This window comes from Streptomyces collinus (assembly GCF_031348265.1).
Taxonomy (GTDB): Bacteria; Actinomycetota; Actinomycetes; order Streptomycetales; family Streptomycetaceae; genus Streptomyces; species Streptomyces collinus.
Genome location: NZ_CP133771.1, coordinates 2,596,031 through 2,607,060, shown reverse-complemented (window position 1 = coordinate 2,607,060; position 11,030 = coordinate 2,596,031). Strand labels below are relative to the sequence as shown.

Below are 11,030 nucleotides of genomic sequence, written 5' to 3'. Positions count from 1 at the left end.
CATGCCCTGTCCCGCGCTGCCCGACGGGTTCGACTTCACCGACCCCGACCTGCTGCACCACCGCGTACCCCTGCCGGAGTTCGCCGAGCTGCGCCGGGCCGAACCGGTCTGCTGGGTGCCGCAGCGGGCCGGACTCGCCGGCTTCCAGGACGAGGGCTACTGGGCCGTCACCCGGCACGCCGACGTCAAGTACGTGTCCACGCACCCCGAGTTGTTCTCGTCGTCCCTCAACACGGCGATCATCCGCTTCAACGAGCACATCGAGCGCGACTCCATCGACGCACAGCGGCTGATCCTGCTGAACATGGACCCGCCCGAGCACACCCGGGTCCGGCAGATCGTGCAGCGCGGGTTCACGCCCCGGGCGATCCGGGCGCTGGAGGACCGGCTGCGGGCGCGGGCCCACTCCATCGTCGCGTCCGCCCGCGCGCACACCGGGCCGTTCGACTTCGTCACCCAGGTCGCCTGCGAACTGCCCCTCCAGGCGATCGCCGAGCTGATGGGCGTGCCCCAGGAGGACCGGGACAAGATCTTCGACTGGTCCAACAAGATGATCGCGTACGACGATCCCGAGTACGCCATCACCGAGGAGGTCGGCGCCGAGTCGGCCACGGAGATCATCGCCTACGCGATGAACATGGCCGCCGACCGCAAGCAGTGCCCGGCCCACGACATCGTCACGCAGCTCGTCGCGGCGGAGGACGAGGGCAACCTCAGCTCCGACGAGTTCGGCTTCTTCGTGCTGATGCTGGCCGTCGCGGGCAACGAGACCACCCGCAACGCCATCACCCACGGCATGCACGCCTTCCTCACCCACCCGGAACAGTGGGAGCTGTACAAGAGCGACCGGCCGGAGACGACGGCGGAGGAGATCGTGCGCTGGGCGACCCCGGTCGCCGCCTTCCAGCGCACGGCCACCCAGGACACCGAACTCGGCGGCAAACGCATCCGCAAGGGCGACCGGCTGGGCCTGTTCTACGCCTCGGCCAACCACGACCCCGAGGTCTTCGACGACCCCGACACCTTCGACGTCACCCGCGACCCCAACCCGCACCTCGGTTTCGGCGGCGGCGGACCGCACTACTGCCTGGGCAAGTCCCTCGCGGTGCTGGAGATCAACCTCATCTTCAACGCGATCGCCGACGCCATGCCCGGGCTGAGGCTGGTCGGGGACCCGCGGCGGCTGCGGTCGGCGTGGATCAACGGAGTGAAGGAGCTGCCGGTGAGCACGGGCTGAACCACCGGTCCGGACATGGCACAGGCGACGGCCCCGGGGATCAGGGGGCCGTCGCCTGGTCGTCCAGGGAAACAGGGCCCGCCCGTGCCGGCAAAGCCCTCTCGTACTAGGCAGGGCAGCACGTCCGGCGCGGCACCGGGCCTCTGACCGGGAGCGTGTTCCTACGAACGCGCTTCGTACGTGACGTGGGTCATGTGGGAGGCCTCACTGCCGGGGCGGCTCGAACGTGACCGGCGTCTCGAAGGCCGCCCGGCGCGTCGCCCGGCGCAGCGCCCTGAGGACCGCCGGGCCGAGGACGAGCGTCAGGACGACCGTGACGAGGGCCCGCCCCAGGTCCCAGCCGAGCGACGTGGCGACGCAGTACGCGACGAAACGGGCCAGGTTCGCGGCGAGCGGCGCGTGCGGATCGAAGGCCACGTTCGAGGCGAGGGCGCTCATGAAGGGCCAGCCCGCCATGTTCATCACCGTGCCGTAGGCGAACGCGGCGAGGAAGCCGTAGCCGGCCAGCATCGCGAGTTCGGTCCGGCCGCGCAGCCGGTCCGGGCCCGGCAGCAGGCCCGCGCCCATCGCGAACCAGCCCATCGCCAGCATCTGGAACGGCAGCCACGGCCCAACCCCGCCCGTGAGCAGCGCGGACGCGAACATGGTCACCGAGCCGAGGACGAACCCGAAGCCCGGGCCGAGCACCCGGCCGCTCAGCACCATCAGGAAGAACATCGGCTCGATCCCGGCGGTACCGGCGCCGATCGGCCGCAGGGCCGCCCCCGTGGCCGCCAGCACGCCGAGCATCGCGACCGCCTTCGGGCCGAGACCGGACTCCGAGATCGCCGCGGCCACGACCGCCACCAGCAGCACCAGCAGGCCCGCGAAGAGCCAGGGCGCGTCCTGCGCGTGCGCGCCGATCCGCGAGCCGGGCGGGGCGAGGAAAGGCCAGCCGAAGCCGGCGACGCCCACCGCGCTGACCAGGGCCAGGGCGGTGAGGGAGCGGGGGCCGAGGCGGACGGCCCGGGCCTGGCGCCGGTCCGTGGGCGAGGTGGCCATCAGTCGGCCTCGGGGCGCAGGGCCTCGCGGACCTGCGCGACCGTGAGCCAGTGCTGGGGCGCCAGGATCTTGGTGACCTGCGGGGCGAAGGACGGCGAGGAGACCACGACCTCGGCCGTCGGGCCGTCCGCGATCACCTCGCCCTCCGCCAGCAGCACCACCCTGTGGGCGATCTCCGCCGCCAGCTCCACGTCGTGCGTGGCCAGGACGATGGCGTGCCCCTCGGCGGCCAGCGCGCGCAGTACCGTCACCAGCCGGGCCTTCGCCGCGTAGTCCAGGCCCCGGGTCGGCTCGTCCAGCAGGAGCAGCGGGGGCCGGGCCGTCAGCACGACGGCCAGGGCGAGCGCGAGCCGCTGCCCCTCGGAGAGGTCCCGGGGGTGGGCGTCGTCGGTGACGCCGGGCAGCAGCTCGGTGACCAGGGCCCGGCAGGTGCCCGGGTCCGCGCCGGCGTCCTGGTCGGCCGTCGCGCACTCGGCGGCGACGGTGTCGGCGTAGAGCAGGTCGCGCGGCTCCTGGGGGACCAGGCCGACCTTGCGGACGAGGTCCTTCGGCGGGGTGCGGTGGGGGGTGGCTTCGCCGACCCGGACGGTTCCCGAGGTGGGCTTGACGAGGCCGACCAGGGCGTTGAGGAGGGTGGACTTTCCGGCGCCGTTGCGGCCCATGAGGGCGATGGTCTCGCCGGGGGTGATGGTGAGGGTGATGTCGTGCAGGGCTTGGATGCGGGCGCGGGTGACGGAGAGGGCCTGGATGTGGGCGGCGCCTTCCGGGGCGGGCTGTGCGGGTCGTTTGCGGGTGCGGGCCGAATGTGCTTGATCGCGCCCACGCGGCGGCAGCCGCACATCGACTGCAGCCCCGCGCCCCTGAAGGGCGCTGCCCTCGCGTGCCTCAAGTCGTTGGCGTAGATCCCCTGCCCTGCGGCGGGCGTCGCGGACCGTCAGGGGCAGCGGGGTCCAGCCCGCGAGGCGCCCCAGGGCCACCACCGGCGGGTACACCGGGGACACCGCCATCACCTCGGCCGGGGCGCCCAGCACCGGGGCAGCGCCCGGTGCGGGCAGCAGGACGACCTGGTCGGCGTACTGGATGACGCGTTCCAGGCGGTGTTCGGCCATGAGGACCGTCGTGCCGAGGTCGTGGACGAGCCGCTGGAGGACCGCCAGCACCTCCTCCGCGGCCGCAGGGTCCAGCGCGGAGGTCGGCTCGTCCAGGACGAGGACGCTTGGGTGCGGGGTGAGGACCGAGCCGATCGCCACGCGCTGCTGCTGGCCGCCGGAGAGCGTCGCGATCGGCCGGTTGCGCAGGCCGGCCAGGCCCAGCAGATCGAGCGTCTCCTCGACGCGGCGGCGCATCACGTCCGGGGCCAGGCCCAGCGACTCCATGCCGTAGGCGAGTTCGTCCTCGACGGTGTCCGTGACGAAGTGGGACAGCGGATCCTGGCCGACCGTCCCCACGACATCGGCCAGTTCACGCGGCTTGTGGGTGCGGGTGTCGCGGCCGGCGACCGTGACCCGGCCGCGCAGGGTGCCGCCGGTGAAGTGCGGGACGAGTCCGCTGACCGCGCCCAGGACGGTGGACTTGCCGACACCGGACGGGCCCGCCAGCAGGACGAGTTCGCCTTCCGGGACCTCGAAGTCGATGCCCCGGACGGTGGGTTCGGAGGCCCCGTCATAGGTCACGGAGACATCCTCGAAGCGGATCACGACAGCTCCTTGGGGTCGGGGGCGACGAACGCGGGCAGCAGGCCGAGCAGTACGGCCGCGGCCGGCCAGAGGGGGAGGGCGGGGGCGACCAGGGGAACCACGCCGGGGTGCAGGGCCGCGGGGTCACGGGCCGCGGCGAGGGCGAGCAGGGCCGCTGTCGCGACGCCGGAGGCGACGACCAGCCAGGCGCGCACGTCCCAGCGGTCCGGGCGGTAGCGGGTGCGCAGCGAGCGGCGGCCGCCGAGCTTGAGGCCCGCGAGGGCGGCGGCCAGACCCGCGAGGAGGACGGGGAGACCGTAGGCGGCGCCTTCGGCCGTGAGGAGGCCGTACGTTCCCGCGCAGACGCCGAGCAGGCCGCCGAGGGTGAGGGCGGCGGTGGTACGGCGTACGCCGGGCGGGACCTGTGCGGTACGGCCGTAGCCGCGGGCGTCCATCGCGGCGGCCAGGGCGACGGAACGCTCCAGCGCCCCCTCCAGGACCGGGAGGCCCACGTGCAGCAGGCCCCTGATGCCGCTGTCCGGGCGCCCGCGCAGACGGCGTGCGGCGCGCAGCCGCTGGACGTCGGCGATGAGGCTCGGGGCGAAGGTGAGGGCGACGACGACCGCGACGCCCATCTCGTACAGGGCGCCCGGGAGGGACTTGAGGAGTCGGGAGGGGTTGGCGAGGGCGTTCGCGGCGCCCACGCAGATGAGGAGCGTGGCCAGCCGCATTCCGTCGTACAGCGCGAAGGTGAGCGCTTCCGCTGTGACCTCGCCGCCGAGGCGGATGCCCTGGGCCCAGGCGGGGAGGGGGAGTTCGGGCAGCGTGAGGAGGGTGTGCGTGCCCGGGACGGGGGAGCCGAGGACGATCGCGAAGACGAGGCGGATCAGGATCACCGCGAGGGCGAGTTTGACGAAGGCGCCGTAGGAGTGGGACCAGGGGGTGTCGGGGCGGCGGGTCGCCACGACGTAGGCGGAGACCGAGACGAGGAGCGCGAGGAGCAGGGGGTTGGTGGTGCGGGTGGCGGCGGTGCCGAGGGAGAGGGACCAGAGCCACCAGGCTCCCGGGTGCAGCTGTGCCCGGCGTTGCCGCCCCGGCCGGGGCGGCTGCGCGGCCCGGCGCTCCGGGGTGCCGGCCAGACCGCCCGCAGGCTGGGCGGGACGGCTAGCCACGCCGTCGTACCTGCCAGATCGCCGCGCCGCCCAGGGCCACCACCACGGCGACACCCGCGAGCAGGCCCAGGGACGGCCCGTCGTTCGACGGGGCGCTCTTCTCCGCCACCGGCTTCCGCTTCTGTTCGTCCCGGGAGACCTGTTCGCCGCAGCCCTTCTCCGGATAGCCCGAGATCGCGCACAGCAGGGCGTTGGTGTCGTAGCGCAGCGGCTCGGCCACCGCGGCCAGGGCCTCGGCCGTCGTCGCGTCGGGGGAGACCCGGGCGCAGGCCGTGCGGGCGGCGGGCGGGGATTCGCCGCCGGGGGCGTCCGACGGGGTGCCGAAGTCGATGACCAGGGCCACCCGCTTCCTGCCCTCCTGCGCCGGCGTCTTCGCGCAGATCGTCGCGAAGTCGGCCGTGCCGCGCGGCCGGACCGCGTTCGCGGAGTCCTCGCTCACCGCGAAGCGGAAGCCCTGGACGTCGCCGTCCGAGGGGCGGGCCAGGGACGGGCCCTGGGTGGCGTAGACCCAGCGGCCGGCGTCGCGCTCCCAGAACGACCAGTACCGGTAACCGGCGGCCTGGGCCTGGCCCGCACCCGCGCACAGCAGGAGCGAGGCCAGGAGCAGGAGAACGGCCCGGCGGATCACAGCTGCTGCTGCTTCTTGCGGCCGGTGAACAGGAAACCGATGCCGATGCCGGCGACCAGGCAGACGCCGACGTACCACCAGACCCCGAAGAAGTCCGAGCCGGAGTCCTCCTTCTCGTCCGAGGCCCCGGACGTGGTCTTCCCGGCGGTCTGCGGGGCCGGGCCCGTGGCGCCCAACTGCTTGACGAGGTCCGCGCCGCCGAAGTCACGCGGGTTCGTGCCCGTCGCGTGGGCGGCGAGGATCAGCTGCGCGTAGGCGGCCGGACCGCTCTGCGCGGCCCAGGACGCGGAGTTCTTCTCCAGCCACCGCACGGACTTCTCCGCCTGCGCGGTGTCCCCCTGCGCGGCGAGCGCGACGACCGCGTCGGCGGTGTTGCCGAAGTCGGGCTGGGGTTCGGCACCGGCCAGGGCGGACATGAGGTGGTCGCCGTCCTTGGCGAGGGCGGCGGTGAGGTAGCCCGCGCCGTTCGCCGCCGCCTGCCGCGGCGTCGCGGCCTTCTCGCAGGTCGCGTCGGACTTCTTGCCGGGCTCGACGACCATGCCCGTGCCCAGCGCGCCGAGCACACCGGCCGCCGTGGCGTCCGCGTTGGCGGCGAGCTCGCCCTTCTTGTCCGGCTGGAACGCGAAGGCGCCGTCGCCGTCCCCGCCGCAGGGCAGGGCGAGCTTCAGCAGCGCGTCGTAGGGGGACTTGCCGTCCTTCTCCACCTGGTCGGGCTTCTCGCCCGCGGCGGCGAGCGCGCCTATGACGATCGACGTCGAGTTGGTGTCGCTGGCCCCACCGGGCGAGTAGCCCCAGCCGCCGTCCTTGTTCTGCACGGCCTTCAGCCAGCCGACGGCCTTGCGGGTGACGTCGTCGTGCCCGCCGAGCGCGGTGAGGGCCTGCACGGCGGCGGACGTGGCGTTGGTGTCGAGCATGGTCTTGGCGTCGCACGCGGTGGTGGGGTCGGGGCGGTACGAGGCGAAGGAGCCGTCCGCGCACTGCTGACGCACCAGCCACTGGACGGACTTCGCGGCCGGCTTCACCCCCACGGTGTCCTGCGCGAGCAGCGCGAGCGACTGGCGCCAGACGCCGTCGAACTTCGGGTCCTTGTCGCCGTACAGGGCGGAGGGGAACGCCTGGGACGGCGACGGGGACGGGTCTGCGGCGGCCGGGGTGGCGGCGCCGATCACGGCGACGGCGGCCAGGACCGCGGCGCTGCGGCGGACGTTCATGATCGGCGGGTGCCTCTCCCTGTGGGGGAGCCGGGCAGCACGGGACACCCCGGCGGCTCGGCTCCGTATACCTCGACGGTGCCGTGACCGGCGGTCTGCCGGGCACGTGAGCCGGTCACGAAACCGTACGGGGCGATCCGGCTCACCACCTGGGCGGCGGTTCACGGTTGCGGGTCAGCGCCGGAATTGCACCGGCTTCCCCCCGTACGGTGTGATGACGACCCGCTTACTGTACCCGGACGTAGGAATCGGGCCGAGGGGGGCGGAGTGGGGGGGCTCGGGCCCCGGCTCATGGGAGGATCCTGAAGTGTTCGATTTCGGGATCGGCGGCTACCGGCCTCATTGGCTGAACGGTCGCTTCGCGGTCGAGGCAGCGCATGGCCGGCGATTGCGTGCTCTCATCGGCCGCCCGCTGGCCCGCGTCTGGCTTGTCCGGGACGTCCAGGACGACGAGTGGTTCTCCGACTGCCCCGTCCTGTTCGACTTCACCGGAGAACAGGTCGAGATCAACCACCAGAAGTTCGACGACCTCTCGATCACCTGGAACACGGTCGACCCCCGCCAGCCGGTCCGATGGGCCGACTTCGATCTCCAGTGGCGTCACGACAGGCGCCCCGAGCTGCACGCTCTGCAGGACCAGGTCCTTCAGGACGTACAGCTCCTCGAGTGGACGGGCGACGACATGGCCCAGGGAGCAGTCGCCGTCAGCTTCAGCTTCCCCCGCGGCCGGCTGACCATCGCCAACGCCCTCGACGACAACGAGCTCACCTTCGGGCCACCCGATTCGCGCTATCAGAAAAGAAGTCTCAGCATTCTCGAAGCTCAGCCGTCTTCCGCGGATCGTCCGCGAGAATGCGGGCCGCGAGCTGCCGTGCCTGCTCCTCCACGGACTGATCGTGGGTGACGAACAATTCGTACGCGTAAGAACATGCACGCTCTCCCGGTGCCTGGCCGTGCTGGAACTCGACATCGACGCCCTCGGGGCTGGTGAGCTCCTCGGCGACGCCGGGCTCTTTGCGGCGTGGCCAGACACCCGTGAGAACGCAGCCCCACCGCTCGAACCAGCCGCTGCCCGTAAGGGTCTGCTCAAGCAGCCGGGCCACGGTGTCTACCGGCTCCTCCCAGCTGCGGTCCGCTGCGGCGCGTGCGAGTTCGGCGTCGTACTGGGCGGCATCGAAGTGGATGTCCGCGAGCACGGCGGTGATGTTGCTGGTGTTTTCCCAGGCGTCCCAGACCACCCGGTCGCCCTCGCGGCGCATGGTGACGTACAGAGCGCCGCAGCAGCCGGCGGTGCAGGTCGGCTCGGTTAGCATGACTCTGCGTGGCTGATTCGTCGCTTTCAGCGGCCAGCTCTCGGCCGGGCCCCTCCAGTGTCGGCAGCTGAGTGCCACCCCTTCCGGATGGACTCCCTTCAGAAGGTCTACGCCGTCGATCAGGGGGCGCACCTCGGCCCAAGGGTCCGCCGCCCAGTCGTCCGGGATCCTGTGCTGCAAAGTCAGAACACTGATCGTCAGCTGATCGGTCATGCTCACATGATCGGCTGACGCCACGAAGCCGCGTACTCATTTCCTGAGCGTGCTCAGCCTCGGCCGGCCGTGCCAGGGCAGCCACCGCTCGTGATCGAGAAGCTCGCGCCCGCGGCGCCAGACGCGCGGTGACGCGGGCTGAACAGAACTCCTGGCTGCCGCAGCGGAGTTGATCCTCTCCCGGGCGCAGACCGACTAACGTGGGGCTCCCCGACCACACACGCAGGAGTGTCCATGACCGACCAGGCGGAGACCCCCGAGCAGGAGCCGTTCCCCAAGATCGACACCTCGGTGCCGCACTCGGCCCGGATCTGGAACTACTGGCTGGGCGGGAAGGACAACTACGAAGTCGACCGGGTGGCCGGCGACGCGTTCCGCGAGATCTTCCCCGGCATCGAGACGGGCGCCCGCGCCGCCCGCTACTTCCTCGCCCGGGCCGTCCGCCACCTGGCCGCCGAAGAGGGCATCCGCCAGTTCCTGGACATCGGCACCGGCCTGCCCAACGTGGACAACACCCACCAGATCGCCCAGCGGGTGGCCCCGGAGAGCCGGATCGTCTACGTCGACAACGACCCCCTGGTGCTGGCCCACGCCCGCGCGCTGCTCACCAGCACGGCGGAAGGTGTCACCAACTACGTCGACGCCGACCTGCGCGAGCCCGGCACGATCGTCCGGGAGGCCGGGAAGACCCTGGACTTCGACCGGCCCGTCGCCCTCATGCTGATGGGCATCCTCGGCCACATCGAGGACCACGACGAGGCGCGCTCGATCGTCCGGCAGCTCGTGGACGCCCTGCCCCCCGGCAGCTACCTCGTGCAGTACGACTCCACCGACACCAGCGAGGACTACGTCCGCGCCATCCAGCAGTACAACGACGGCGGTTCGATCCCGTACATCCTGCGCAGCCCCGAGCAGATCGAGCGCTACTTCGACGGCCTGGAACTGCTCGAACCGGGCGTGGCCTCCTGCTCGCGCTGGCGTCCCGACGCGGCGGCCCTGGGGCTTCCCGCCGAGGTGCACCAGTACGGCGGCGTCGCCCGCAAGAACTGAGCGCTCAGGTCTCCTGAAGGATGCGGTGCAGAATGGTCGGAGTCTCGTCCGGCGACTCGGCTTCGACCACCAGCCGGTTCATGGCGTCCCAGTAGCACTCGATGTCGGCCGGCCGGTCGGGGTAGAGCGCGGTGGTGAGCTGCCCCAGGTGGACCACGTCGGGCAACTGCCCGCCGGGCAGCCGCAGAATGGTGACCGGACCGCCCTCCGCGGCGTGCGCGCCGGCCACGAACGGCAGGATCTGCACCGTGACATGCGGGAGCCGGCACATCTCGATGAGATGCCTGAGCTGGTCCCGCATCACACGGATACCGCCCACCGGGCGGCGCAGCGCCGCCTCGTCGATCACGGCCCACAGCTGGGTCGCCGGCTGCCGGTGCAGGACCCGCTGGCGGGCCATCCGCAGCGCGACCCTGCGGTCGGTCTCCGCCGCACCGGCGTCCGGGTGGGCGAGCCGGACGTCGGCCCGGGCGTAGTCGGGGGTCTGCAGCAGGCCGGGGACGCGCTGGACCCGGAAGCAGCGGATGAGGCTCGCCGCCTGCTCGGCCCCGAGGTAGGTCTGCGTCCAGGTGGGCACGACGTCGCTGTAGTGCCGCCACCAGGCGGGGGTGTTGGCCTGCTCGGCCAGCGCCAGCAGGGTGGCCCGCTCGGCCTCGTCGGTGACGCCGTAGAGGGTGAGCAGATCGGCGACGTCACGCAGTTTGAAGCCGTGGCGGCCGGCCTCCATCCGGCTGATCTTGGAGGAGGAGGCACGGATGACGTGCCCTGCGTCGGCCCGGCCGATGCCCCGTTCCTCCCGCAGCGCGCGCAGCCGCGCGCCGAGGGCGAGGCGCGGCACCATGGGCCCGGTGCACCCGCCGTCCAGGGCCCCGCTGCCGGTCGTCGTGCGTGCGGCCTCTTCGGTGCCCATGGGCATCTCTCCCGGTGCGAGCGTTGCGTCCGACCATCCTAGGGGGCGCCCGGCAACGTCAAGAGCCGTATGACGCAGGCATGTTCGGACGCGGTGTGGGTCCGCCGAAGGGGAGATGGAGGGTCCGTGAGGCGAGCAGCCAGGTCCCGTCGCCGGCCCGGCGGAACGTGTCCTCGTAGTGCCCGATCTGGACCGGCGGCCCGGCCGGGATGACACCGCCCTCGTAGCCGTCGACGCGGTACGTCGTGAAGTAGGAGACCGCTTCGGCCGTGTCCCGCGAGGTCACCGTGACCAGGACGTTGGACATCATGCGGCGGGACAGCCGGTCGGCCGGACGGGATCCGAAGTACGCACGCAGGGCGTCACGCCCCTCGGCCCGCCGCCCGTCCTGCGGCCACTGCCAGACACCGTCCTCCGTGAACAGCCCGGCGACGGACGAGGGTTCACCCAGGTCGAGCCGGTGGACGAAGTCGAGGATCAAGCGCTCGCAGGCGCGTTCGGCGAGGAGGCGCTCCATGGGGTCCATGGGGGTTTCTAGCATTCCTTCGGGCCGCCCGGCGACGCGGTTGCACCTGGCAT

General features: G+C 72.4%; 11 protein-coding genes and 1 riboswitch. Of the genes, 3 read left to right on the top strand and 8 right to left on the bottom strand.

The window, feature by feature from the left end; all coding sequences use genetic code 11:
* Position 1 precedes the first annotated feature (1 nt).
* Positions 2 to 1,237, top strand: a complete 1,236-nt coding sequence (locus RFN52_RS11740; protein ID WP_184845792.1) for a cytochrome P450 — start codon at positions 2 to 4, stop codon at positions 1,235 to 1,237.
* 204 nt (positions 1,238 to 1,441) lie between these two features.
* Here the strand turns inward: RFN52_RS11740 and RFN52_RS11735 are convergent, their stop codons facing one another.
* Genes RFN52_RS11735 through RFN52_RS11715 form a run of 5 tightly spaced genes read right to left on the bottom strand, consistent with a single transcriptional unit; the run spans position 1,442 to position 6,965 of the window.
* Positions 1,442 to 2,278, bottom strand: coding sequence for an ECF transporter S component (locus tag RFN52_RS11735; RefSeq protein ID WP_184845790.1), 837 nt, complete (start codon positions 2,276 to 2,278; stop codon positions 1,442 to 1,444).
* Positions 2,278 to 3,975 (bottom strand): ABC transporter ATP-binding protein, encoded by a 1,698-nt coding sequence (locus RFN52_RS11730; protein ID WP_184845788.1) that lies wholly within the window; start codon positions 3,973 to 3,975, stop codon positions 2,278 to 2,280. The genes RFN52_RS11735 and RFN52_RS11730 overlap by 1 nt, the downstream gene beginning before the upstream one ends.
* On the bottom strand, positions 3,972 to 5,093 hold the full coding sequence (locus RFN52_RS11725) for a CbiQ family ECF transporter T component (protein WP_184853856.1): 1,122 nt from the start codon (positions 5,091 to 5,093) through the stop codon (positions 3,972 to 3,974). The genes RFN52_RS11730 and RFN52_RS11725 overlap by 4 nt, the downstream gene beginning before the upstream one ends.
* Before the next feature lie 25 nt (positions 5,094 to 5,118).
* Positions 5,119 to 5,754: an SCO2322 family protein gene (locus RFN52_RS11720; RefSeq protein ID WP_184845786.1), complete on the bottom strand. Its 636-nt coding sequence runs from the start codon at positions 5,752 to 5,754 to the stop codon at positions 5,119 to 5,121.
* Positions 5,751 to 6,965: an SCO2321 family membrane protein gene (locus RFN52_RS11715; protein ID WP_184845784.1), complete on the bottom strand. Its 1,215-nt coding sequence runs from the start codon at positions 6,963 to 6,965 to the stop codon at positions 5,751 to 5,753. Before RFN52_RS11715 ends, RFN52_RS11720 begins: the two co-directional genes overlap by 4 nt.
* Positions 6,966 to 7,087: 122 nt before the next feature.
* Positions 7,088 to 7,176: riboswitch (adenosylcobalamin-variant (AdoCbl-variant) riboswitch) on the bottom strand.
* A 96-nt stretch (positions 7,177 to 7,272) separates the two neighbouring features.
* Here RFN52_RS11715 and RFN52_RS11710 point away from each other — a divergent pair.
* On the top strand, positions 7,273 to 7,869 hold the full coding sequence (locus RFN52_RS11710) for a hypothetical protein (protein WP_229856247.1): 597 nt from the start codon (positions 7,273 to 7,275) through the stop codon (positions 7,867 to 7,869).
* On the opposite strand, the gene RFN52_RS11705 is transcribed toward RFN52_RS11710, so the two are convergent.
* Complete coding sequence (locus RFN52_RS11705; protein ID WP_184845783.1) at positions 7,772 to 8,491, bottom strand: hypothetical protein; 720 nt, start codon at positions 8,489 to 8,491, stop codon at positions 7,772 to 7,774. The genes RFN52_RS11710 and RFN52_RS11705 overlap by 98 nt on opposite strands.
* 234 nt (positions 8,492 to 8,725) lie before the next feature.
* On the opposite strand from RFN52_RS11705, the gene RFN52_RS11700 reads away from it, so the two are divergent.
* Positions 8,726 to 9,541, top strand: a complete 816-nt coding sequence (locus RFN52_RS11700; protein ID WP_184845781.1) for an SAM-dependent methyltransferase — start codon at positions 8,726 to 8,728, stop codon at positions 9,539 to 9,541.
* A gap of 4 nt (positions 9,542 to 9,545) precedes the next feature.
* On the opposite strand, the gene RFN52_RS11695 is transcribed toward RFN52_RS11700, so the two are convergent.
* Both RFN52_RS11695 and RFN52_RS11690 read right to left on the bottom strand, forming a co-directional pair.
* Entirely contained in the window at positions 9,546 to 10,451 is a 906-nt protein-coding gene (locus tag RFN52_RS11695) for a Sco1979 family transcriptional regulator (RefSeq protein ID WP_184845780.1), read from the bottom strand.
* A gap of 58 nt (positions 10,452 to 10,509) precedes the next feature.
* Entirely contained in the window at positions 10,510 to 10,977 is a 468-nt protein-coding gene (locus RFN52_RS11690; protein ID WP_184845779.1) for a nuclear transport factor 2 family protein, read from the bottom strand.
* Between the last annotated feature and the right edge of the window lie 53 nt (positions 10,978 to 11,030).